This window comes from Mesorhizobium shonense (assembly GCF_040545255.1).
GTDB lineage: Bacteria > Pseudomonadota > Alphaproteobacteria > Rhizobiales > Rhizobiaceae > Mesorhizobium > Mesorhizobium shonense.
Genome location: NZ_JBEPLM010000026.1, coordinates 26,854 through 48,310 on the forward strand (window position 1 = coordinate 26,854; position 21,457 = coordinate 48,310).

A 21,457-nucleotide genomic window follows, 5' to 3' on the forward strand; every position below is an offset into this window, starting at 1 on the left:
CAGTCCGATGCCCCGGATTTGTCGCGCGAATTGGCAATCCTGGCTGTGCCGCAACAGCTCGTCAGCGTGCTTCGATCTTATTGCGCTGCAGGCTCAGGCTACGTGCTTCGGCGCTGTTGGGGGCGAGCTCGCGAACGGCTTCGCACAGCCGAGCCGGACCACGCGCCAGGAGATCTCAACCTTTCGGCGAGCATAAGTATGCCTGACTTCATTCGCTGGTCGCGTCAAGGCCCTGCAGCGGCCACTTTGTTTAGGCTCTACTCCCAGTTCATCGCTGCGACCCGCATGAAGTTGGCACCGAGGATCCCACTGATGTCCTTGTTCGAATACCCGCGAGCCGACAAAGCGGCGGCAAGTTGCGGAAATACTTCTATATCGACGAAACCAAGGTCCCCGCCACTTGGATAGTGTTCGGGAGGCCAGTAGTCCGTCGCCTTGGCGAACCGAGACTCTAATGCGGTCGTGATTTCTGCAAAATCGCTGCCGATACCTACATGCTGCGGTCCAACCAATTCGCAAAGATGATCGATATTGCGAACAAGACGATCGAGGTCAGTGCTGTTATCGCCCATATTTCCCAAGAAGATTCGGATTCCCGTGACACCAATCACGCCGCCTGTATTAGCGCAGGCGATCGCTTGTTCATCCCGGATGTTCCGCGGATGGCCATGGAGCACCCAGCTGTTTGCATGAGAAATGATAATCGGCTTGGACGAAACTTCGGCGATCTCGATCGCGGTTTTGGGACTACAATGGGAGCCGTCCACAAGCATTCCGACACGGTTCATCTCTTTGATGACATTCCGTCCAAAGCGAGTTAGCCCGGTGTTCTCGCCGTGGCAGCCGCCACCCCCGGCGTTGTCTTTGTTGTAGACAAAGCTCATTTGGCGCACGCCCAAGCGATGGTAAACTTCTACTAGGTCCGTCGTCCCATTCAGCGCGGACACGCCCTCAATATCCATGGACACCGCGAGCTTTCCGTCTCGTTTGGCGGCCACAACGTCGCCAATGTTGGACACGGGGATATATCCGTCGCTGTTTTCCCCTAGCCAACGCCGGTACGCGCCAATCACCGGAAACGCCTCATGCCAAGGCAATACGTCATAACCAACATTGGTGCTGACATATGTAAACCCGGCCTTGCGAATGCGCTCCAAGGAGCTTACGTCGAGTGGCACCTGCGGGTCTATCCCGCAATGTGCATCCCAAATAACGCTGTTTTGGAACAGTTCGTCTACGCTCAACCGGCTTACATCCATTGAATTCTCTCCTTCGCTAGATACTGCCACTTTGCCGCGCATGGCGACGCCTTTCCAACAGTGAATTGATACAGCGTGATGAGAAACTGAGACAGGCGTAAAGCGACTTCTGGATAGGCAAATGGAGGCGAGGTCGCAGCCTGCGCAATCTCTGGCGCGCTAGTAAAAGAAGCGCCCATACCTCTATTTCGCGTGACCGCTATTGGATCGGAATCTGTACTTCTTCTGCATCGGACAGGATAGAAAATTTCGTCCATCACCCTTGATCACGGTCATAAGAGCTAGAACGCCGGCCGCTTCTAATACCGACGCACAAGGTGCACGCCAGCGATCGTGCATCGTACGGAACCGCCCGCCCGCTCAATCGTGGGAATTTCTAAAGGTAGCAGCCGCACGCTTTCGCCGATGATGTTAATCTGGTCGGCAGTCAATGCCGAGAACGCGGTGTTCGACAGAGCCAAGATACGCCCGTCGCCGCCCAGGAGTTCGATCGCATTGCCAGCAAACTTCTCTATTTGTGCGTTAGTAAGCCCCACTACTGGGCGGCCGGCGCGTTCGAACCGATTGACTATTTCGCGCCGTGTCCCTGACTCTGCTATCATGTCGACGCCTATCATAGCGAAATTGGTTGCTACGCACATCAGCACGTTTGTGTGATAAATGTCGAACCCGCGGGAGTCCTTCGCCGAGAACACAACCGGTTCGAAGCTGAACTGCGTGCAAAATCTTGCAAGTGCGATGGGGTCGGTGCGATCCGAGTTTACTGCATAGACGACCCGATCGATATGATCGATTACCATCGAACCGGTACCTTCTAAGAACACGCCATCCGCCTCAAGGCCGGAATAATCCACTACCTGCTGAACTCTGTATTGGCCCTTCAACATTTCAATGATATCGCTCCGGCGCTCTCGCCGGCGACTTGGGAACTTCAGTGGATAAATCGCTACGAGACCGCCTGCGTGGGTTGAAAACCAATTGTTCGAAAAGACTGAATCAGGAACGTCCCTGCCATAGCTCTCAAATAAATGTACTGTTACGCCCTGCTCTTCGAGCAACGCAGCGGCGCGGGTGATCTCCGCGTAGGCCAACCCCGAAAGATCGTTGGCATCATTCGTTGTTTGAAAGCTGTTGTCGGCCCCCGTCTCGGTGTTGACCGTGAAATGGTGTGGACGGACCATAACCACGGCGGAAGGTGCCTGAACCGAGAATTCTGAACGTACTGTCACTGGAAAAATCCCGAGTAGGTCGCCGAGCGCTCGGAGCATGCGGACGCCAGTCAGCACGCTCCGAAGTTCAGTCGTGATAGTTCGTGGCGTCTGCTGTGAACGAGCTGCGTTCGGCAAGTCGATACTGCGTCGGCCGCATCAGATCGCATTCTGCAGCTCGATGAGAGGCCCCGAGCTCGAGCCCCCCACTCGTGCCTTTGTTCAAATCGGATCGCGAACCAGTGGACAAGTCATGCAGTGTGCCCCCCCACGGCCACGGCTGAGTTCATCACCGTGGAAAGTGATCACTTCAACGCCGGCCCGCCTCAAGAGCGTATTGGTGTATATGTTTCGCTCGTACGCAATCACAACGCCCGGCTCGACTGCGATCACATTATTAGCAGCGTTCCATTGCTCGCGCTCTGCGGCGAAGCCATCACCACCGGTTGCGACAGTACGAAGAGCCTTCAAACCCAGCGCCTCCGCCACTACCGACAAAAACGGTCTGTTCTCCTTAGTAACACGGGGTACACCTCGCGCATCACTCGGCTGCATGGAAAATGTTTGAATCAAATCAACTACCGGCTTGTAGATTGTAACAAGATCTCTGTCGCAGAACGTGAATACTGTGTCGAGATGTATCGTGTTGCGACTCTGAGGTATCATTCCTGCTATCACGCGGGTGACTTGTCCTATCCTGAACAGTCGGTCCGCAAGCACCTCGACCGCTTGCGGCGTAGTTCGTTCCCCCATTCCAATCAGAACAATGCCTTGTCCAATCGGCATCACATCTCCACCCTCTAGACTGCAGGCGAGTTCCGTTCCATTGGGCACCAGACAGGTGAAGTCGGCATCGCGAAACCGCGGATGAAAGCGGTAAACCGCCTCGACGTTCGCAGCTTCAGGCTGTCTCGTGGGCCAGTACATAGCGTTGACCGAGACGCTATCATAGATCCAAGAGGAGCTGTCACGTATGAAAAGCTGATTCGGCAACGGCGGGAGGACGAAATCGTCCGGCATAAGCATTTGTCCCGTCAAGCTGCTCGCTACGAACGGCATTTCCGCAGTCAGAATTCCGCTAGCCAGATAGGTTGCGAGTTGGCCGCAAGGAATCTCCTGGAGCCAGCCCCACAGTTCATCAAACATGCCTCGCCCGACAGCCGAAGGATGAACGCGACGGTCGAGCAGCCATCGGCGTGCTTCCGGTAATGCAAGTGTTTCGGAAAGCAGTTCGTCCAGCGAATGAACCAACACGCCGTGATCGCGCAGAACCCGTACGAACATATCGTGCTCCTGTTCAGCTCGCTGGACGCAGACTACATCGTCGAAGAGGAGGCCCTTGCAGTTCCGCGGAGTAAGGCGGTGGAGGCTAAGGCCTGGCCGATGAACCAGCACCTCTCGCAAACGGGCGACCTCGGAATGCACACCTAAGCTATTCATGGCACTTGTCCTCTGAGCGGGGCCAACGGGGCAAATCGTGTCTCGTTGACGGCAAGGCAATCGCGGCGAAGGCCGGAGAATGGACGCTCACGCCACTCGCACCCGCCCTGCACGAGGAAGCGATCCTCATTTGGGGCAGCCTCGATCTGCGGATGCAAGCCGTCCGGGCATAGCAGTCAAGTCGCAGTATAAAGACACGTAGCCCGGCATTCGGCGGCCACATGCAAAGTGCGGAGAATCTCTGCAACTATCGAGGAGTCTCCGGTAGCTAAGTTCTGATGCACATCATCTATTCAGACATCGAGAAGCCCTCGTACTGAAAGGTCACCGTTTGTCTGCAATCCTCATGCCAACTCAAAAAAGGATTTCATTTCAACAGTCTTCCTTCAGGGATTCTGTTGGCTGCCCGTCCAGCGATAAAATTCTGTCGGACTCCGAACGCAATTAGCTAGTAGTTACATAAAAAGGCAGCATGATGCAGGTACGGGTTGAGTTGCGGCAAACTCGAGATTGTCTTCCCCTTGGCAACGGGGTACGAGGCCGAAAACTTACACCTCCCGATATCGGCACCATTCCATCAAAACCAGAGATCATCACCCAGGTCCCCTTTTGTGTGGGCATTCCCAGCTTCAAAACTTGGTCGCCTCTGGCATCAACGCGCTCGTCGAACTCAAACCCTCAAGTGTCGAAACCGAACGCTCGGCAGGCCCAATCGGATGGCCCACCTAACACGACCTCGGACGGTACGTGAATTGGCCCGCAACGTCCTTGCGCGCAGCCCGGCGCATAGCAATGGCCGCCCTAGAAAACCGGAACCGGTAGCTTGCGCCTCCAGCCAATGGCTGTATAAGCAGGCGATCTCATCGAGCATTTTTCAACAAACTGAAAAGCTTCAGAGGCATTCGCGACCCGCTCTACTCCTCAAAGCAGCCCGGCCTGCTCGGCCTCGCGGCGCAGATTTTGGCGCGGGCGCGGGCCGATCTGCTGAATCACCAGCCCGGCGGCCAGCGAGCCGAGGTCGCCGCAATCCTTGAGGCTGCGTCCGGTCGTGTAGCCGTAGAGGAAGCCGGCGGCATAAAGGTCGCCGGCGCCGGTCGTGTCTACCAGCTCCTTGATCTTCGTTGCCTCGATGGTGACGGTCTCGTCGCCGCGCACCATGACCGAGCCTTTTTCGGAACGGGTGACGGCGGCTATTTTGCAATCCTTGCGGATGGCGGCGAGCGCCTGCTCGAAGGAAGCGGTCTGGTAGAGCGACTTGATCTCGTGGCTGTTGGCAAAGACGATGTCGACGGTGCCCGAGCGCATCAGCTCGAGGAACTCATCGCGGTAGCGGTCGACGCAAAAGGAATCCGACAGCGTCATCGACACCTCGCGGCCGGCCGCATGCGCCAGCTTTGCAGTCTGCCGGATCGCTTCCTTGGCGCGCGGCGGATCCCACAGATAGCCCTCGAAATAGGTCACCCTGGCGCCGGCGGCCTTGTCGGCCTCGACATCCTCGGGACCAAGCTCGACACAGGCGCCGAGATAGGTGTTCATCGAACGCTCGCCGTCTGGCGTCACGAAGATCATCGAGCGCGCCGTGGGCGGCTGGCCTGTAAGCGGCCTGGTGTCGAAGGCCACGCCCTGGGCCTGGATGTCGTGCGTGTAGATTTCGCCCAGCGCGTCGTTGGAAACCTTGCCGAAGAAGGCGGCCCGTCCGCCGAGGCTGGCGACACCGGCCGCCGTGTTGCCGGCGCTGCCGCCTGAAGCCTCGATCGCCGGCCCCATGCGGCTGTAGAGCAGTTCGGCGCGCCTGGCGTCGATAAGGTTCATTGCGCCCTTGATGATGCCGTTGGTCTCGAGAAAAGCCTCGTCGCACTGCGCGATGATGTCGACAATGGCATTGCCGATGCAAAGCACGTCATATTCCGGCATCAATGTCTCCGCTAAGGAGTATAGTTGTTTGCCGGGCGTCGATCCGCCGAGCTTATACCTCATAGAACAGCGATAATCCCGCGTCAGCTTTCAGGCAGCCGCCACTCCTGCCTCGCGCCGCAACTCCTCCACCTTGTCCGTCCTCTCCCACGTGAACTCGGGCTCATTGCGGCCGAAGTGCCCATAGGTCGCTGTCTTGCGGTAAATGGGGCGTAAGAGATCCAGCATTTGAATGATGCCTTTGGGTCTCAGGTCAAACAGCTCGATAATGAGGCGCTCGATTCTTTTCTTCTCGATCTTTGCCGTTCCAAAGGTGTTGACGAGAATAGAGACTGGAGCTGCAACGCCGATCGCGTAAGCAAGCTGTACCTCGCAGATCTCAGCAAGCCCGGCAGCCACGATGTTCTTGGCGACGTAACGGGCAGCATAGGCGCCCGAGCGGTCGACTTTAGACGGGTCCTTGCCCGAGAATGCGCCGCCGCCGTGACGTCCCATGCCGCCATAGGTGTCAACGATGATCTTGCGTCCTGTGAGGCCGCAGTCGCCGCGCGGGCCACCGACCACGAACCGCCCCGTTGGATTAATCAGGAACTTGGTGCCTGTCGTATCCAAGTGGGTCGGCAAGACAGGCTTGATGATCTCCTCGATCACGCCTTCGCGGACGGTTTCGTAAGACGCGTCCTCGGCGTGCTGCGTCGATAGGACAATGGTGTCCAGTGCTACGGGGCGAAAACCCTCATAGCGTACCGACACCTGGGATTTCACGTCGGGCCGAAGCCAGTCAAGCTGTCCCGATTTGCGGATCTCTGCCTGTCTTTCGGTGAGGCGGTGAGCGAGTTGGATCGGCAATGGCATGAGCTCCTCGGTCTCGCTACAGGCAAAGCCGAACATTAGGCCTTGGTCGCCAGCTCCTTGCTCGAGATTAAGCCCGCGGCCCTCGTCAACGCCTTGACCGATGTCGGGTGACTGCTCGCTGAGGCCAAGGATGACGGCGCAATGCCTTCCGTCGAAGCCGATGGCATCGTTGTGGTATCCGATATCGACGACCGTATCGCGGGCGACCTGGATATAGTCGATCTTCGCGTCACTGGTGATTTCACCCGCCAGAACGATCATCCCTGTTTTGAGCAATGCTTCACAAGCGACGCGTCCCAGGGGATCCTGGTGGAGGACGGCATCAAGGATGGCATCCGAGATGTTGTCGGCCATTTTATCCGGGTGACCCGCGCCAACGGATTCGGAGGAGAATACGAACTGCTTGGCCATGAGATGATCTCGCGTCAAAGGTTGGTCGGTCGGGGCGTCTTGATTGGGCGCTTAGCTGCCGGGGATACCTGGGACCTGGAAGCTGGAACAGAAGTCCGCGACGGCTCTGCGCACACAGCTATGAACGTCCGGGTCGTCGGGGTGCGTGAAGACCGTGGCAATGAAAGCGGCGATCTGATCCATCTGCTCCTCGCGCATGCCCATGGACGTCACTGCCGGCGTGCCCAGGCGTATCCCGCTTGTGACAGCCGGGTCACGCGGATCGCCCGGCACCATGTTGAAGTTCGTAATGATGCCCGCTTTTGCCATGCGCTCGGCATAGGCCTTGCCTGACAGCGGTCGGTCCCGCAGATCAAGGATTAGTATGTGGTTGTCGGTCCCCCCGGTGACCAAGTCAAAACCCCGGTCCTGAAGCGCCTGGGCCAGAGCCTTGGCATTCTTGACGATCTGCTGGCCGTAGGCACGGAAGGACGGGGTCGCCGCTTCCTGCAACGCGACCGCTAGCGCCGCGATGGTGTTCATATGCGGGCCGCCTTGCAGTTGAGGGAACACAGCGCGGTCGATCCGTCGGGCGAGATTGTGTTTGCTCTTTGGGTGGTAGAGCGCCTGATAGCGGTCTTCCTTATTGGACAAAATGAAGCCCCCACGCGGACCGCGGATCGACTTGTGGGACGTACTGGTGACGACGTCGCAACAGGGCACGGGATTGGGATGGGCTCCGGCGACGATCAGGCCGCTTATGTGCGCGATGTCAGCAACGAGATAAGCCTCCACCTCCAAAGCGATTTCGGCCATCGCGGTGTAATCAAATATGCGCGGATAAGCGGTTCCGCCGACCCAGATCAGCTTTGGCCGTTCCCGTTTGGCCGTGTCGCGCAAGCGGTCGTAATCGATCTGCTGTGTCTTTTCGTGCACCCCATACGGCACGCTCTGATAGTCGGTGCCTGAGAAGTTGACGCCCCAGCCGTGAGTCAAATGCCCTCCTTCTGGAAGGGCCAAGCCCATGACTTTGTCTCCTGGGCGCAAAAGCGCGCGATAGACAGCTTGGTTGGCCGGCGAACCCGAATAGGGCTGGACGTTGGCGTGCTCACTGCCGAACAGCGCTTTCAGCCGCTCTACCGCGAGGTTCTCAAGCTGGTCGACGATCTCGTTGCCCTCATAGTAGCGTGCACCGGGGTAGCCCTCGGCATATTTGTTGGTGAAGATCGAGCCGGTCGCTTCCAGAACCGCCGAGGAGGCAAAGTTTTCGGAGGCAATGAGTTTGAGCGTTGTCCGCTCCTGTTGAACCTGCCGTTTGAGTAATTCGTAAACGCGGCGGTCCGCCCTGGACAGCGCAGACCCCGTGGGCGCACTTGATTTTGCGATTGACCGATCTGGCGACTCCTCTCTGTTGACTTCCCACACAAATTCGGTTGCTTTATCCAGGCTGTCGTGGGTCACCACCGTGCGAGGCGCGTCCTGGACCCGTTCCAGGCGGTCCAGGTCTCGCTTGTGGCCTCCGTCTTTGTAAAGCAGGTCCACCAGCAACTGCACCAGCCCCCCGTCGTTGCGTTCTCCATTGAGTTGGTAGGACGACCCCGGGCCTGCTCCTTCGCGGCTAAGCAACTCCGCGCTGGCCAACAGCCGCAGATCGCGAACAGCCCGCTTACGGGGCAGTTCGAGAATGTCAGCTATCTGGGAAGCGGTCAGTTCCGCATGTGAGCAAAGGCCGACGATTCGAAGGCGATCAGGATGTGCTGTCGTAACAAGGCGGTTTAGCAATGTCCTCATGGGCGGCATTCTCCTAAAGCAAGCGGCAGAGCCGAGCGCATTGCTTGGATCCCTTCCGGCCGTAAGCCCATCCTTCTCATTCGGAGGTCTGAGCATTAAGCAGTACTCGAGATCACTGCCTCGGTGCCGCCGATGGATGTCGAGAGTTTATGAGGGACCATATCACCAGCAATGACGGTCGATCGCGAAGAGTTTATGAATTTGCTTGAAGGATCTGTTGCAACGCAGCCGAATCATCACCGCCCGTCGTTCCGCAAGTAACCGTCCAATCGGTCATTGGCTCAGACGAAGCCTTCAGTTCACGTCCTCCCAAGGCGCCAATCGCCCCTAAGTTAGATTAGGCCATTGCCGCAGCCGCTCGAGAGGGGCGTCCTAGGAGACTGGGATTGCTCAACGTCACCTTATTCCTGAAGGGACGCCAGCATGACCAAGACGAAAGTTAAATCCGCAAGCCCGTCAAAGATATTCGCTTTCGAGTCCGGACTGTTGCCCGCAAGCTCGCTGTCATCCTGCATCGCATGTGGAGCGATGCGACAGAATTCCGCTTTGGCAAGGCACCCGGCTCCGTATCGGCCATGAAATAGACACAGCGGACCAACGAAGGAGGAGTTGATTCCACCCGAAAGGGCGTGAGCGGGATCGTTCCCGTGGGGACGATGGGCAAGGCGATCTCGTTAGCAGGCACGATCCTGGGACGAACTCTCCTAAGGTCGTTCAACAGATTGAGACGCCTCGCTCTACTGACCCCATCATGCGGCGGCCTAACGTCGACCGCGAAGAGAAGCGAGTGACCCGCGGGGCGACATAGTCCGGAAATTTATCAGCAGGAGCTTGACCTCAACGACCCCAATCAGAGAAGCCTGCTAGCTCGCGCCGAGAGGATGAAGCCGCATCACCATGTCGATCGACCTTCTCTGGTCGACATGGGTGTAAATCTCCGTCGTGCCGATATCTTCGTGGCCAAGCAGCGTTTGTATCGCCCTGAGGTCGGCCCCATTTGACAGCAGGTGGGTGGCGAAGGCGTGCCGCAACACATGCGGGCTGACTTCGTGCGGACGCGCCAACCCGGCCATTTCGGCGGTCTCCCGCACGTCCCTGAACGCCGCAGAGCGAGAAGTCGGCTTGGTGCCGTCGCGCACCGAATGAAACAGCCACTGCGGCGAAATCACACCGTATTCCGCCGCGAGGGAACGCCAGAGCCGCATGGCCTCGACGGCGCGCGACCCTAGAGGCACCATGCGTTCCTTGTCGCCCTTGCCGCGTATGTTGAACATCTTTCCGTTATTGGCGAGCACCGAGGCGGGTAGGCGGACAGCCTCGGTGATGCGCATGCCTGAAGAATACAGCGCCTCGAACAGCGCGGCGCGCCTCGCGTACGCCGCCCGCCTGTAAAGGCCGAGGCTGCCGTCGGCTGCGAGCGCGTGGGCGGTATCGAGGAAGCGCTCAGTCTCGTCGATCGAAAGCACAAACGGAACGTTCCTTGAGCGCTGCAGGGGTTCGAGCAGCGCGGCCGGATTTCCTTCCGCATGGCCTTCGGCGAAGAGCCAGGCGTGCAAAGTCCGAACGACGGCCCTCCTGTGGGCGACGGTCGCCTCGGCGTAGCCCTTCGCAGAAAGATGGCCGAAATAGCCCACGAGGCAGGCGAACGTCACGCCTGACAACCGCAGCCCGGCTGAAGAGAGCCAGCCCAGGTAGCAGTCGAGATCGTCCTGGTAGGTTTCGATCGTTCCGTCCGCTGCGGTCCCGACAGCCAGGGCTTCCAGCCACGCTTCCGCCAGCAATCTGTCGTTCGACATCGAAACCTCCGAAGAAGTTCGAATATGACATTTCGGGTTCAGGATGCGTTAACGACGTGGCTTCGGCAGACGAGCGCGCATATCACGAACCCGGCCGCTCTGCGGCAACCGCCAATCGTCCGCCTCATGGCTGAGAAGGAGACCGCGAACGAGACCTCGCCCGGTTCCGCGAGCGTCCAGACGATCTCGCCAGAGTGACCCGGTTCAAGTTGGCGGCAGTGCTGGTTCACTCGATCCCCTCAACCTGTTTGAGCCTCCGAAGGATGAACTCCTCGTAGTAGGTGATCTCGGGGAAGGGCAGGGCTCTCCGGGCACTTTTGGGAACCGAGTGGCGCAGCGCTTCGCCGAGCGGAGCCATCCAGTCGTTGCTGTCAAAGTCGATGATCAAGATTGGCCGTCCCGCTATCACAGCGAAGCTTCATCCGCGTTGTCGGCGCCTTCGAGCGCAACCAACGCCCGGACCACTGGGCCCCGCAGCTCTTCTGCCATCAATCCGTGCGGGTCTTTCAGGAGAGCGATGACGTCCTCCCTGCCGAATTTCGACAGGACCACCTCCGATCTGACCCGGCGCACTATGGCCTGCGGCAGGTAGCGAGAACGCACCGCCACCTCGATCACCGTCGTATGTTCTTCTCTCTGAGGGACGAACGGGACCACGAACTCTTCCTCGGTGCCGTGCTGAAACTGTTTGCATAGGAAGCGTTTCGACCATTCCGAAGACTCGTCGGATACGTCTACGAACCGATGGTCGTGCGCGTGCCGAGCAGCCAACTGCTCCGCAATGTTCGGGATCGCAAGGTCGAGAGCCTCAGGCGGCGTGGGCAGCTCGATGCCGAAGTCGGTCAGATCATGAAACGCCTCTGGAGCGATAAACCGTGCGCCCGAACGGATGTCCATCTCAACTCGTACAGCCTCGTCCGGCTTTGTACCCTTATTTGCAACACGTATCGAGACCGCGCTGACCAGTGAAAGCGTCTCTAGGAGACTCAAAAGATCCTGAGCGCTAAGAGCATCGACCTGATGATCGAAAGTCTCCAACTCTTCAGCGTAGCGATCGATCTGCCGCCCCGTCACCCGCCCAAACCCGCCAATATCGATATCCAGACCAAACGGCTGTCGGACGACTTGGTGCCTCACCGCGACCTCGCGAGCTGTCGGCAGCCCGTGGGACGCCCGGATGTTCCGCTTCAGGACTTCAAGGAAAACATCAGCGTCAAAGGCATCATCGAAACCATCGAATATCCGGTGCTCCGAGGTTTCCTCAATCCTGGAGATTACCGTGGAAGGATAAGCGCCAAGCCTCGACTGCAGTTCCCTGTTCTCGGCTCTCAGGCGCGCCATTTCCGGAGTGTCCGGTTCCGACCGGTCCTCCTCCCAAGCGTCGGGTCGGACGCCCCGCATGCCATGCTGCCGTGCGACCCGCAGTGGACGCGCGTCGTTCGCCAGCAGCAACATAATGATCCCTCGCGTCTTTGCCTCTTGCATAAGCTGCGCAACGATTCTCGAGTCGTCCTCTGCCAGGTCAAAGGCTTCACCGTCGAGTTCCGAATCCTTCGGGCGGTCAAGAAAGACGAACTCGACCTCGGCCGCACCGCTTCGGGAGCGATGGACATAACCTTCGTCCTCTTCAGCGGATCGCAGGATTTGTTGGTACTGGCGTGTCCGCTTGCGCATGTAACCAAACGAAGTGTCCTTGTGGTTGTCCAGCTCCTTCTGGACCTGCGCGCACACATAAACGGTTACGGCTGTGACGCCGGGGAACAGCTTCTCCCATTTCAGCTCCTCAACGTTCCCGAAGTGGAGAAAGATGTTCGTATCCACCCCGACATGTACGTGCCCCATCGACCTGCCCATTTTTGTCACAACAGCAGCGGGATGGTAGCCAAGAAACGATCCGCCACCAAGCGCCGCAACTGTCGTCAGCAAGGCTGCGACAAAAGTGTCCTCAACTAGATTTCCCAGGAGGCAACGTCAGTCCATCGGCGTGCAGATCGAGCTTGGAGTGGGCAGCCCATGTATTTTGAGCCATAAGCTCACACACAAAATCCCCAATAAATCAATGGCGTAGCGTCGCGACGAGAGTCATAACTTCAGCCGAATTTCGACCCATAAGCCTGCGAAAGAAGGAAATTGTGGGCATAAGCCGGACAGCCGGCCCCTAGCGTGCCGGCGAGGTGAGGGCGGAGCGGCCGAAGCCGTTCGCCTCGGATCTGGATTGCGCTGTGCGGCCTTGTCGGCTTCGCCAACCCAGCCCTTGTTGGCGGAACTCGCGGTGGTAGCGCGCTCCGATGGGGTGCGATGGCTCAGAGAGGCCGCCGAGAGCGATCACAAGGATGGACGGTCGTTAAAGGTGCCAAGGTTGCCAGCTTGTCCTCTGCTCTGCTTCGAACTGGCGGCAAGGCGTGGCCTTTGACTTGCGGTCTTGCACGTGGTGTGCCAGGTCTTGATTTTGACAAAAATGAACCTTATAAGGTACAGCAATTGCAATGAAGCGGATCACCGCATCGTTTTACGCTACAGAATCCGGCAACGAACCCGTACGTGATTGGCTTCTGGAATTGGCGAAGGAAGACAGGGTAGTCGTCGGAGAGGATATCGCCACTGTGGAGTTCGGTTGGCCAGTCGGCATGCCTGTTTGCAGGAACCTGCGTGATGGTGTGTTGGAAGTTCGCTCAACGATCAAACGAGGCAGGGTTGAAGCCAGAACGTATTTTTCGATCGAGGGACGCGGGATGCTCCTTCTCCATGGCCACGAAGGAAAGAGGGGCCAGGACGAGGCCATCAGTTTAGCCATTGGTCGCCTTCGTGACCATAAGAGGCGGCAAAAGGAAAGCAAACGCAAGAAGAAGACAAAATGAGCAGAGGCCCGGCTATGAACAGAGAAACTCATCCTTCCGTCGGCGGTACTCTCGAGGACTTCCTTGAGGGGCTTGGGGAACGGGAAGAAGTCTATGGCGCAGCGATTAAGAGGGTGCTTGCGTGGGAAATCGAGAACGCCCGTAAGCAACGCTCTCTAACCAAAAGCGAGATGGCAACCCGGATGGGGACAAGCCGCACTCAGGTCAAACGGATTCTCGACCCTCACAACGTTTCGGTGTCTTTGGATACGCTGGAAAAGGCCGCCCGGTCCGTGGGGAAGAAATTGAAAATCGAGCTCGTTGACGCGTGACTAAGGAAAGCCTGACGTATCGTCTTATGGAGACCGGATCGCTCAGACTGAAACCATCTCCACGTCCTTCACATACGAGCCGGGCAGCGCTCTTCTGAACCCATCAGCAGGCGTCTATCCGGGAGCGTGGCAGCGACTGGTCGCTCCAAGGGCGATGAAACCAACTTTTGGCTCGAAATACCGAACTTATGACTCAAAATGCAAGACCACTTCCTCGTCGGGAAAGCTGCTAAAAGTTCGCAACAAAACACGTCTTATGCAACTTTAGATTGAATTTTTTAGCGCGTACATGCTATCATAGTGCGCGGTGCTTGGGCCCCCTGCCTTCCAAACGGAAGCGCGTCCGATTGCAAATCGACGGCGTGCACTATATCTTCCCGCATAAAGGAATAATTAGGGGAACGCGATGCTCGCGGAAAGCGAACTGCTCAAAACCACGGAAGCTGCCGTAGTCGCTGGCGTCGACGTGCAAAACGTCAACAAGCTCATCGACGAGGATATCCTGCCGAAGGAGCTGTACGTTCAAAACGAAGGGCGCCGTGTGCTGCCTGGCGGCTGCGCTGCCATCAACTTTTATATTCATACCGCGGGCATCCTGGACGCGATGGAGCGACGGCGCGCCATCAGGCTGCTCAGTCCGCGTCTGCGCGAGCTGTTGTGGTCCAGCCCAGCCAGCGATCTCGAACAGGATTGGGCGGTCCAGAATCAGTTCGTGACCATCGACTTCAAAAGCGTCCTCGCCGAAACGTGGAAACGCCTCCACAGGCTGGCAGCCGCGCACGATACCGTCGCTTCTGATCCGCACATCCTTGGCGGGACCCCAGTCCTCAAGGGCACGCGAGTTCCCGTCTACGCTGTGGCCGCTCAGGTTGCCGCGGGCGTGCCGCTGGAGCGTATCCGGGAGGATTATCCCAGTCTCGACGACGAGAAGATCGAGCTGGCGGCAATCTACGCCAAGGCCAATCCGCCTCGCGGTCGGCCATCGCCCTCTCGGATCAAGCTGCTTCGGGGGGCTAAGCTCGATGCGCGTCGAAGCTTTCGGGGCGGCAAAGCCCTGTGAAGCTGCTGATTGACGAATGCCTCAGTCCCCAGCTCGCGTTACGTGCCCAGCAGGAAGGTCATGGGGAGTCATCCCATGTCGTGTGGTTAGGCAAGGCAGGCTGGAAGGACTGGGAACTCAAAGCGTTCATCCTTCAGGAGGATTGGACCTTCGTGACTGTCAATTCGGTAGACTTTCGGGGGCCCAAGGTGAACCCTGGGTCCGCAGGTGAATACGCCGACATCGATCTCCACGCCGGATTAATTTGCTTCAACGGGCCGGACTTCATTGATCGAGACATGCAGATCGCCATGTTGGATGCGGCGCTGGAGATGATTGAGGATCAGGGCGGCGACCTGGTCAACAAGGTGGTTGAAGTCACGTTGGCTGATGACGGCGGAATTGAGATAGAAATTCATGCGCTGCCGTCGGAGGACTGAACCCCACGCACCCTCCCTGCTCCACGAAAGCCTTCATGCCTATCGCAGCCGCCTCGCCGGCAAATCTCTTTCTCGACTGTCCAGGGATTGGCGAGGCAATGAAGCGTGCTCAACCGCACCTCACTTGTGCGATAGATAGGCCGTCGGAAAATACGACTTGCGCGCCGCTCCGGCAGGACGCTCGACTAGGATGTTCGTTCTGGGCGGATTTGTCGTTGCCGTAAGGTCCAGAAGTGCGTTGCCTAGTTCTCTATCGGCTTCCGTCAGGCGATGGTGCAGCCGATGATAGTCGGTCCAGGTTGGCGTGCGAAACGACTCGACCCATCGTGATGGCTGCTGGATATCTCGTGTAAGTGTCCATTGTCGGGCGCCGACGCGGCTCTGGGCATAGCGGCGCTTCTGCATGATCTGCAGAAACAGATCCAAGTCCTCCTCGAGGACCGTGTATTCGGTTGTGACAAGGATCGGCCCGCTCCTTGGCTTCAGATCAAGCGCGATCGCGGGTGCGCAAAAAGCGCCGGCGGGCTCGAGCTCGGACTCGGAACGATTGCTGATCGGCAGCTTGAACCCGAGCGCGGCGACGCCCAGTGTGGCGACCGTGGACCAAGCCATTGCCGATGGGAGCGAGTAGTTCTGAACGATCGCGCCCCAAAACCAGCTGCCGCCGGCGATACCGCCATAGGTGAAGGCGCTGTAGATTGAGATCGTGCGTCCCACGATCCATCGCGGGCTTGCCAGTTGCACGTTGACGCCAAGTCCGGACCATGCCGTAACCCACCCTGCCCCGCCGAGCGCAAGGCAGACCGTCGCGATGGCAAGCGAGGACGTCAGCGCAAGCGAGATCTCGCAGAGCGCGCATGCCAGGCAGGCAAGGACCACCAGCCGTTCCTGCGTCAGCGTTTGCCTCAGTCTCGGGTTCATGAGCCCGGCCACAAGTGCGCCGGCGCCGAAGCCGCCCATCATGATGCCGTAGCCGACCGGGCCACCCTTCAAAATGTCGCGGGCAATCAGCGGCAGCAGCGCCAATGTCGAGGTGCTGGCAAACCCAAACAGGGTGCCGCGGACGATCGTCGACTTGATTTCCGAGGATATCGCGGTGAAGCGCAGGCCATCATAGACGGCCGTCATCAGCGCTTCACGCGGCAGCGATGAGCTTTGGACTTTCCACTTGTTGCGCCACAAGGCGGTTAGAGGGGCAACAAAGCCGAGTGTGGTGAGCGCGAAGGTGACAAGCGGCCCGAAGGCCGCCACGATGATGCCGCCGAGCGCGGGCCCGACACTGCGTACGGTGTTGAATCCGACATTGAGCAGCGTGACCGCCGCCGGCAGATGCCGGCGCTCCAGGATATCGCCGATGGAGGCGCGCCAGGCCGGGTCGCTGAGCGCGATGCCGCAACCGTCGAGAAAGCTGAACGCGAGAATCATCCATGGATCGTGAATGCCAAAGGCCATCAGGATCGTCAGCATTGCGGAGGCAGCCATCATGAGGCTACGACCGATGATCATGACCACGCGGCGGCTATAGTTGTCGGCAATGGCCCCAACGAAGACCGCCAGAAAGAAGGCCGGCAAAGTCGATGAGGCCTGGACCAGCGCAACCAAAACGTCCGAACTGGAAACCGTGGCCATAAGCCAGCCGAGCGCCACCGTTTGCATCAGCCAACCCAAGCTCGAAAGCTGGGACGCCAGAAAGATGGAACGAAAGGTCGGGTCCTTCAGCGGCGCCAGCAAGCCTGGGGACGCGGCTTCTTCGGTCGAAATCATGACAATCAATCTCTGTGCAATGAGGAGCTCAAGCCCATCGTCGCAGGTCGGATCCGATTCTAAGTGGCATGCACAGGGAATGCGAGCTTGGATTTCTTAACGTGACTTGTGCCCAGGCGGAAGTACTTTGCTGTGAACAGTAGAGAAATTGGTGTGAACAACGGCCAGCTGTCTCCTGAGGCTCTTGCGCTGCGTCAGACCGGTTGAGTTAGTCCTTGCTCACGGATCGCGTCAGAGGGCCCATTGCAGCGGATTTTTGTCAAAGCACCGCCTTCACGGCTCTGAGTGAAACAGCCCAACCTTGCTTGGGTTCGACCCTTACGATGAGGGGTTTTTACAAAAGGATTGGAAATGCAGGTCGTCGCAGTTGAGTTGGTGGCGAAGCTCGCGACGCGATCGAGCCGATCAAAAGACCACTTGTCTGAATTTGTCTGAACTGGATCAAATCAAGCTCTTGGAGCTCGATCGTCGCCTGCCAAGGAACGCCGTCCCTGGCAGCGCCGAAGCGGTCATGGCCCTGCTGGTTTATCGAGAGACGAAAAGCCGCAAAGGCGGAACCCAGCCGACCATCCATATTGGCGCACGAATGGCCAAAGGCTCAACTGCTGCGCGCTTCGCCCTGAGGACAGCAGATGGCGAAGCCTCCGGGCCCGCGAACAACTCGTGAGGGTGCCTCGAGTGCCACGCCGGCCCTCCATTTTTGGCCGACGATCCGTGAACTGGGTGGGATGAAGTCGGCGGCCCCCTGATCCGATTCTTCCCAAAGTTCGATGGGCAGCACCTTTCCCCCTGCCGCAACCAGCAACAATGCCACTGCAGCGCCTTCGAGTGTGATCGGGTGGTGCCACTCCTCGAGGAGACCGGCGCCGTACTCGCCGATTACATCCTGCGCGCTCGACGGAGGTGGATAGTCCGTATCTATTCCTGTCCTTTGCGCCGTCGCTGGCCGTTCAAGTGCGCGTCGCCTGTTTCGAGGATCGTGCGGAAGCGGTTGCGGCATGGCGGGGTCGAACTCGGGCGGGTCCCAATAGCGACGACACCGTGGCCCGACGATGCGGACAGCGGTCATTCATTTCCTATGTGTTCGAGGACGAATACTGCGCGCTCCTCGATGCTCACCAAAGGCAAATGAACAAGGTCGTACCCTAGTCTGGAGTACGTCTCGGCCATAATCCGATAAGTTGCCTCAGCCTCGCCCTTGTCCTGCTTCCGTTCGTCATCCTGAGAAAATATTGCGTCCCAGAAGGGCGCAATGAAGACCCGTCGATTATATCGAAAGAGCCTCGCCGCTCTTTCAGCATAGCCGGGAATGGGCAGACCACACAGGCTCAAATAGCCGATCACATCAAGTATGCTGCGATCCATCAGCACAGGACCGGCCATCCCTGATGCCTCTCGATGTGATCGAAGCTCCCATCCGAGCATGAGTTCCGCGAACGCCGATCTGTCCGCCCAAGGCAGCGCATTGCCTTCGATCCTGACCTGATCCTGAATGATTGCTCGGCCGGCCTCGGGCATGTGCTGAATACCCTTGAGCGCAAGCGCTTCAATTAAGCTAGTTTTTCCTGAACCGGGTCCACCGGTCACGACAAACAAATGGTCACACATGTGCCATCCTCGGTTCTGTTGTTAAGGGGGAGAAGCGCCGACAGGGAGCGTTGCAATCGCAGAAGGCGATGTTCGGCGCGGCTCCATGATAGAGATGCAGCGGAACGTCTGCAACGGGCATGGGATGACAATCAAGAGTGCGTACTATTCCGCTCCCTGCCGCAAACGTTTCGAATTACGGCATAACTCGTTGGCTCCACGGCACCGTCGCGGCATGCAGGCCGAGAGCATCACCGACGTCGCGAACGGAGATCCGGCAATACAACTTGCTCGAGGCGGCTCTTTCGGGTCTCCGCGTCGATACCGACGCGCTGAGACTCTCTCCTTGCGAAGACACCCCCCGATTGAGCTCTTGACACGCTGTGCCCAGAGTCTAGCGACCGGGATGGCGACCCTTCAGACGCTCATGATGCATGATAATTTCATATTTATGGGAATTGCCTGTCGCGGGCGAGTTGTCAGCGCAAGAAACGGGTGGTTTCAAGCAGAACTAGGAATAACGCTTGGCCATTCTCCAATTGCGACATTTGCCGCGACGGCATCTCAATGAAAGGTTACAAGTGCACGATTCCCATCCCAGCCGAACTTTCCAGCCCGCTCAGTTGCAGGGGAAAGCTATCGCCCGACGTCGACGTGAGAGCGAACGCTTGGCGGTGCTGGAACAGTTCGTTGAAGAAAGAAAGCGTGCTGCTGACCTAAGAAACTGGATCGATACGTATGCTGTCAATGCAGCGCAGGACAGTGAAACTGAGCTGACGCGCATGTGTGAGTGGGCAAGAGCTAGACTGCGAGAATACGATCTACTGCTTTCTCCTGCGCGGCTCTCAACAATACTGCGCGATCGCCATCTGTTCCCCGCAGTCGATCCTCTCGTCGAGACTGCTGGTGAGCCTGCACCCGAAGAAGCCTTCAGTAGCCGTCCAGGGCCGAAAACTCATCCGCGACGGCCGAATATCCTCTAGTAAAACTGCTTTCCCGAGCGGCAGCTCTGTTAGACCACGTCCGAGGATCAGGTTGGTCACGGAGGCGAAGGATAATGATCGTTGATCCAGCTGTAGCCATGGACCAGCCTCGCTCAACGAAATCACTGCGCAGACGGTTTAGGAGTTCAGACTGCCTCGCTCGCCTTCAACGGGGAGAGCCCTCTCTGGCGCGCGATATACAAGCCATGAGGCCGAGGCCGATCAGATCCACCCTGCGATAGCGAGATTGACGGTGTGATGCTCCGACCTTACGGCAATCCATGGCAGGAGCATGAGTGAAATTGCGCGCCGGCCATGAGTTGACGAAAATGGCCATCGCAATTGCAATTTCGCGACCGGTGAACCGGTCGGCGACCGTCTTCGGTCATCAGAACGCTCAAGAGAATACCACCGGTGCCGGCGATCAGCCGGCCTACAATTTGCACACCCGTTTTATCGGGGAATTAATGATCAGTGCGGCCAGAAAAAGGGCGCCCGGCAACTGGGCGCCCTTCTTATCGACGAAATGCTCGGATTGGAGGTCAGTGACAAGCAATCCGCCGACAACCTTGTGGCCCCTTCGCCGCCCTGTTTGGTCTCAGGTGGTAGCGCTCGTAGTCACCACCACGAGCGCCGGGACCAGGCCTCCAATCCTCAGAATGAGCGCTGGAACCGAACAAAACCGCCGACACTGTTCTTCTTGTCAGCACCGGTCCAGTTCAAGGCCGGAGCAGGAGAAGCAGCACCGAATTCGTCGAAGCGGCCTGCATGCAGGTAATCGACCTCAGTCGTGACCGTGAAGCCGGGAACGATATCATAAGCGATATTCGCCGCGATACCGAGGTTCTTCCACTCGTCGTAGGAAACCTGAGCATTGAACGAGGTCTTCTCATTGAACTTGTAGGTGCCGCCGCCCCACACAGCCCAGTTGCCGCCCCACTGCTTGTAGATGCCGCGACCGCGGCCCGGGATGGCCCAGGTCGGATCCGACAGGTTGTCGTCCGTGCCGTAGCCGGCCATGACGAACAGCGAGACTGCGTCGCTAACATTGACGTCCAAACGGAGCTTGCCGGCGACTTCCTCATAGTTGCTGTCGTAGGCGATGACGCCGCTGATGGCGCCCCAGCCCTGCGTATACTTCACGCCGCCGACCACGTGCGGCACGTAGCTGTCAATCGTGCCCTTAACGCCCGAACCTTCTTCGAGCGAGACCACGGCCGAGAAGCCGTTGCCGGCGTCGAAGTAGTACTGGATGGCATTGGTGTTGAAGTCGCCGTACGGCACCAGCGTGTCGTTGAGAACGTTACCGGCATAGTCAATAAAACTTTCGAACGCGGTGTCGGTCTTGCCAATCCGAAGACCGCCGAGCTGGATCCAGGCGTGCTTTAGATTGACGGCCTGGTTGTGCGCGGGATTGGGAGCCGTTCCAAAGTCGCCTTGATCATTGCCGAAGTCAAAGCGCGTCTCCGTATAGGTCTTCAGGGTGCCGAGTTCGGTTTCCTGGCCGGTCCAGGTCTTCAGGCTGAAGCGGGCATTCTTGTAGTAGGTATGGTTGCGGCTGCCGTCCTCATGATCCTCGTTGGTCGCACCGTCGTATGAGCCGACGTCGCCGAAACCGATGTCATAACGGACATAGCCGCCGATGCGCAGGCAGGTTTCGGTGCCGGGGATGTAGAAGTAGCCCGAGCCATATACGTCGCAGATCTTGACGTATTCAGCCGGTTCCGGCTCGGCGACCGTCACCGCGTCGGCGGCGCGAGCACCGGAAACTGCGATCAGGGCCGCAGCTGAGCCGAGAAGAAGGCTCTTGATGTTCATACTT

18 protein-coding genes and 1 pseudogene are annotated in these 21,457 nt (G+C 58.3%); 6 read left to right on the plus strand and 13 right to left on the minus strand.

What is annotated here, in order from left to right:
- Window positions 1–257: 257 nt before the first annotated feature.
- The 10 genes and pseudogenes from ABID26_RS34555 to ABID26_RS34600 form a co-directional block, all read right to left on the minus strand.
- A complete protein-coding gene (locus tag ABID26_RS34555) occupies window positions 258–1,301 on the minus strand; it encodes a dipeptidase (RefSeq protein WP_354417967.1) in 1,044 nt (347 codons plus the stop codon).
- A 257-nt stretch (window positions 1,302–1,558) separates the two neighbouring features.
- On the minus strand, window positions 1,559–2,440 hold the full coding sequence (gene ctlX, locus ABID26_RS34560) for a citrulline utilization hydrolase CtlX (protein WP_354418009.1): 882 nt from the start codon (window positions 2,438–2,440) through the stop codon (window positions 1,559–1,561).
- Between the two features lie 249 nt (window positions 2,441–2,689).
- A complete protein-coding gene (locus ABID26_RS34565) occupies window positions 2,690–3,907 on the minus strand; it encodes an arginine deiminase (RefSeq protein ID WP_354417969.1) in 1,218 nt (405 codons plus the stop codon).
- 921 nt (window positions 3,908–4,828) lie between these two features.
- Window positions 4,829–5,821 (minus strand): adenosine kinase, encoded by a 993-nt coding sequence (locus ABID26_RS34570; RefSeq protein ID WP_354417970.1) that lies wholly within the window; start codon window positions 5,819–5,821, stop codon window positions 4,829–4,831.
- 90 nt (window positions 5,822–5,911) lie between these two features.
- Window positions 5,912–7,087 carry a methionine adenosyltransferase gene (metK, locus tag ABID26_RS34575; RefSeq protein ID WP_354417972.1) on the minus strand — a complete coding sequence of 392 codons (1,176 nt, stop codon included), beginning with the start codon at window positions 7,085–7,087 and terminating at the stop codon, window positions 5,912–5,914.
- 51 nt (window positions 7,088–7,138) lie between these two features.
- Window positions 7,139–8,452: a serine hydroxymethyltransferase gene (locus ABID26_RS34580; protein ID WP_354418011.1), complete on the minus strand. Its 1,314-nt coding sequence runs from the start codon at window positions 8,450–8,452 to the stop codon at window positions 7,139–7,141.
- A 246-nt stretch (window positions 8,453–8,698) separates the two neighbouring features.
- Window positions 8,699–8,953, minus strand: a pseudogene (locus ABID26_RS34585) (helix-turn-helix domain-containing protein); the annotation flags it as partial.
- 767 nt (window positions 8,954–9,720) lie between these two features.
- A complete protein-coding gene (locus ABID26_RS34590) occupies window positions 9,721–10,653 on the minus strand; it encodes a tyrosine-type recombinase/integrase (protein WP_354417974.1) in 933 nt (310 codons plus the stop codon).
- Window positions 10,654–10,879: 226 nt separating this feature from the next.
- Window positions 10,880–11,041 (minus strand): hypothetical protein, encoded by a 162-nt coding sequence (locus ABID26_RS34595; RefSeq protein WP_354417976.1) that lies wholly within the window; start codon window positions 11,039–11,041, stop codon window positions 10,880–10,882.
- Between the two features lie 17 nt (window positions 11,042–11,058).
- Window positions 11,059–12,579, minus strand: coding sequence for a hypothetical protein (locus ABID26_RS34600; protein WP_354417978.1), 1,521 nt, complete (start codon window positions 12,577–12,579; stop codon window positions 11,059–11,061).
- A gap of 560 nt (window positions 12,580–13,139) precedes the next feature.
- Here ABID26_RS34600 and ABID26_RS34605 point away from each other — a divergent pair.
- The 4 genes from ABID26_RS34605 (at window position 13,140) to ABID26_RS34620 (ending at window position 15,301) form a co-directional block, all read left to right on the plus strand.
- Entirely contained in the window at window positions 13,140–13,511 is a 372-nt protein-coding gene (locus ABID26_RS34605; protein WP_354417980.1) for a type II toxin-antitoxin system RelE/ParE family toxin, read from the plus strand.
- 14 nt (window positions 13,512–13,525) lie between these two features.
- Window positions 13,526–13,822 carry a helix-turn-helix domain-containing protein gene (locus ABID26_RS34610; protein WP_127410132.1) on the plus strand — a complete coding sequence of 99 codons (297 nt, stop codon included), beginning with the start codon at window positions 13,526–13,528 and terminating at the stop codon, window positions 13,820–13,822.
- A 406-nt stretch (window positions 13,823–14,228) separates the two neighbouring features.
- Entirely contained in the window at window positions 14,229–14,882 is a 654-nt protein-coding gene (locus ABID26_RS34615) for a DUF433 domain-containing protein (RefSeq protein ID WP_354417982.1), read from the plus strand.
- Window positions 14,879–15,301 carry a DUF5615 family PIN-like protein gene (locus tag ABID26_RS34620; protein ID WP_354417984.1) on the plus strand — a complete coding sequence of 141 codons (423 nt, stop codon included), beginning with the start codon at window positions 14,879–14,881 and terminating at the stop codon, window positions 15,299–15,301. Before ABID26_RS34615 ends, ABID26_RS34620 begins: the two co-directional genes overlap by 4 nt.
- Window positions 15,302–15,421: 120 nt before the next feature.
- On the opposite strand, the gene ABID26_RS34625 is transcribed toward ABID26_RS34620, so the two are convergent.
- A complete protein-coding gene (locus ABID26_RS34625; RefSeq protein ID WP_354417986.1) occupies window positions 15,422–17,065 on the minus strand; it encodes an MFS transporter in 1,644 nt (547 codons plus the stop codon).
- 301 nt (window positions 17,066–17,366) lie between these two features.
- Between ABID26_RS34625 and ABID26_RS34630 the strand changes: the two genes are divergently transcribed.
- A complete protein-coding gene (locus ABID26_RS34630; protein ID WP_354417988.1) occupies window positions 17,367–17,732 on the plus strand; it encodes a hypothetical protein in 366 nt (121 codons plus the stop codon).
- 398 nt (window positions 17,733–18,130) lie between these two features.
- On the opposite strand, the gene ABID26_RS34635 is transcribed toward ABID26_RS34630, so the two are convergent.
- A complete protein-coding gene (locus ABID26_RS34635; RefSeq protein WP_292452460.1) occupies window positions 18,131–18,673 on the minus strand; it encodes an AAA family ATPase in 543 nt (180 codons plus the stop codon).
- A gap of 503 nt (window positions 18,674–19,176) precedes the next feature.
- On the opposite strand from ABID26_RS34635, the gene ABID26_RS34640 reads away from it, so the two are divergent.
- Entirely contained in the window at window positions 19,177–19,635 is a 459-nt protein-coding gene (locus ABID26_RS34640) for a hypothetical protein (RefSeq protein ID WP_354417991.1), read from the plus strand.
- Window positions 19,636–20,289: 654 nt separating this feature from the next.
- On the opposite strand, the gene ABID26_RS34645 is transcribed toward ABID26_RS34640, so the two are convergent.
- A complete protein-coding gene (locus ABID26_RS34645) occupies window positions 20,290–21,453 on the minus strand; it encodes a porin (RefSeq protein ID WP_354417993.1) in 1,164 nt (387 codons plus the stop codon).
- Window positions 21,454–21,457 lie beyond the last annotated feature (4 nt).

Excerpts from the sequence above, each read along its gene's own strand:
- ABID26_RS34555 (WP_354417967.1), bottom strand. The coding sequence starts at position 1,301 with ATGCGCGGCAAAGTGGCAGTATCTAGCGAAGGAGAGAATTCAATGGAT.
- ctlX (WP_354418009.1), bottom strand. The coding sequence starts at position 2,440 with ATGGTCCGTCCACACCATTTCACGGTCAACACCGAGACGGGGGCCGAC.
- ABID26_RS34565 (WP_354417969.1), bottom strand. The coding sequence starts at position 3,907 with ATGAATAGCTTAGGTGTGCATTCCGAGGTCGCCCGTTTGCGAGAGGTG.
- ABID26_RS34570 (WP_354417970.1), bottom strand. The coding sequence starts at position 5,821 with ATGCCGGAATATGACGTGCTTTGCATCGGCAATGCCATTGTCGACATC.
- metK (WP_354417972.1), bottom strand. The coding sequence starts at position 7,087 with ATGGCCAAGCAGTTCGTATTCTCCTCCGAATCCGTTGGCGCGGGTCAC.
- ABID26_RS34590 (WP_354417974.1), bottom strand. The coding sequence starts at position 10,653 with ATGTCGAACGACAGATTGCTGGCGGAAGCGTGGCTGGAAGCCCTGGCT.
- ABID26_RS34605 (WP_354417980.1), top strand. The coding sequence starts at position 13,140 with ATGAAGCGGATCACCGCATCGTTTTACGCTACAGAATCCGGCAACGAA.
- ABID26_RS34610 (WP_127410132.1), top strand. The coding sequence starts at position 13,526 with ATGAACAGAGAAACTCATCCTTCCGTCGGCGGTACTCTCGAGGACTTC.
- ABID26_RS34615 (WP_354417982.1), top strand. The coding sequence starts at position 14,229 with ATGCTCGCGGAAAGCGAACTGCTCAAAACCACGGAAGCTGCCGTAGTC.
- ABID26_RS34625 (WP_354417986.1), bottom strand. The coding sequence starts at position 17,065 with ATGATTTCGACCGAAGAAGCCGCGTCCCCAGGCTTGCTGGCGCCGCTG.
- ABID26_RS34635 (WP_292452460.1), bottom strand. The coding sequence starts at position 18,673 with ATGTGTGACCATTTGTTTGTCGTGACCGGTGGACCCGGTTCAGGAAAA.
- ABID26_RS34645 (WP_354417993.1), bottom strand. The coding sequence starts at position 21,453 with ATGAACATCAAGAGCCTTCTTCTCGGCTCAGCTGCGGCCCTGATCGCA.